This is a genomic window from Roseovarius halophilus (ex Wu et al. 2025) (assembly GCF_047086965.1).
Genome location: NZ_JBKOTX010000440.1, coordinates 1 through 1,737, shown reverse-complemented (window position 1 = coordinate 1,737; position 1,737 = coordinate 1). Strand labels below are relative to the sequence as shown.

2 protein-coding genes are annotated in these 1,737 nt (G+C 62.8%); both read right to left on the bottom strand.

Annotated features, from left to right (window positions below; genetic code table 11):
• Positions 1-135: 135 nt before the first annotated feature.
• Positions 136-867: an IS21-like element helper ATPase IstB gene (gene istB, locus ACH107_RS32635; RefSeq protein WP_412509748.1), complete on the bottom strand. Its 732-nt coding sequence runs from the start codon at positions 865-867 to the stop codon at positions 136-138.
• Positions 868-884: 17 nt separating this feature from the next.
• Positions 885-1,737, bottom strand: an 853-nt coding sequence (locus tag ACH107_RS32630; protein ID WP_412509747.1) for a Mu transposase domain-containing protein, incomplete at its 5' end; no start/stop codon positions are given.

The window sequence follows — 1,737 nt, the reverse complement described above, 5'->3', positions numbered from 1 at the left end:
TGCGCATTCCGACGCATTCGGCCACCCATTCCGATCACATCCGGCCACCTGTTCCGAAGTATTCGGCCACCTGTGACGCGATGCCGTGAGGCAGTGGATTTCGGGTATCAGGTTTGGGGGTTTTCGTCATCCTTTTTAGCGATGATTTTTTCGCATGGACGCGCCATCGAGATCGATGCGGTACGCGTTGTGAACGATGCGATCGAGGATAGCGTCGGCGAAGGTGGGCTCGCCGATGACCTCATGCCAGGCAGAGACCGGCAGTTGGCTGGTGATCATGGTTGACCCCCGGCCGTAGCGTTCTTCGACGATCTCCATCAGGTCGCGCCTTTGGGCGGCGGTCAGCGTGTCTGGCCCCCAGTCGTCAAGGATCAGCAACTGGGTTTTGGTGATGGCCCGGAAGATCTTTGGGAAGCGGCCATCGCCATGGGCCAGATCCAACTCCTCGAAGAGGCGTGGCAGGCGTTTGTAAAGCACGGTGACGCCTTCGCGGCAGGCCGCGTGCGCGAGCGCGCAGCCAAGCCAGGTCTTGCCGACACCACATGGCCCGGTGAGGATCAAATTGCGTTTGTCCGCGATCCATTTACCGGTCAGCAGGGTTTGGAATAGCCCCCTGTCGAGCCCGCGGCGCGCGCGGTAGTCGACGTCTTCCGGGCACGCACCCACATGGCGTAGGCTGGCCGCCCGCAGCCGGCTTTCATACCGTTTGGTCTCGCGATTGGCTTCTTCTCGGTCGACGAGCAGGCCGAGCCACTCGGCGTGGGACAGCTCCACGGCGCGATCTTGGGCCTGCAATTCGGCGAAGGCTTCGGCCATACCGTCAAGGCGCAGGGCCTTGAGGCGATCAAGGGTTGGGTGGTGAAGCATGGTTGGTCCTTTCTGGGTCAGTGGAAGTAATCCGCGCCACGGATATTGGGGTGGGTGATGGCAGGCCCCTCCGTGGCGCGGGCACGGGGCTTGCGATCGATCCCGTTCTTCAGGATCGATTGGACGGATGAGTAGGACAGCCCCTGGATCTCCAGCGCGCGTTTGCAGGCCGCGTCGAGACGCGCGGCGCCGAACGTGTCGGCAAGACGGAACACCCCCATGCAGGTTCTATAGGCCTGCTCAGGATGCTTGCGCTTGCGCAGAACCACCTCGGCAAAGGCTTCGACGTTGGCCCCCAGGCGCGCGGCATGTGCGCAGATCTTGTCGGGCGTCCAGCCCTCCCGGAACCGGTGATGCGCGGGCATATGGGTGGCCTGCGTAGAATGCTTGTGATTGCCGGAGGTGCGCATATGCGACGCCATGCGCACGCCCTCGTGGAACACCTCCACGGTGCGGGCTGTGATCCGCGCCCACAGCTTCTTCTTCATCAGCTGATAGGGCACGGAGTAATAGTGCCCCTTGATCGCGACGTGGTAATCCAACCCGGCGCGGCACAGCTTCCATTCCGCATACTCGTAAGGCGTTGCGGGCAAAGGCTTGAGTGCGGGCTTGTCCAACTGGTCGAACAGCTCACGGCGGCTGGCGCCGAGATGCCGGGATGTCTTGCTGTTCAGCGCCGCCAGCAATGGGCGGATCGCCGCGTTCAGCTCATCGAGACTGAAGAATTGCCGATTGCGCAGAACCGCTAGGATCCAGCGTTCAGCCAGCAGCACCGCAGCCTCGGCCTTGGCTTTGTCCCTGGGCTTGTAGGGGCGCGCCGGAATGATCGCCGTGTCGTAATGCGCCGCCAGGTCCGCATAGGTGCGGTTC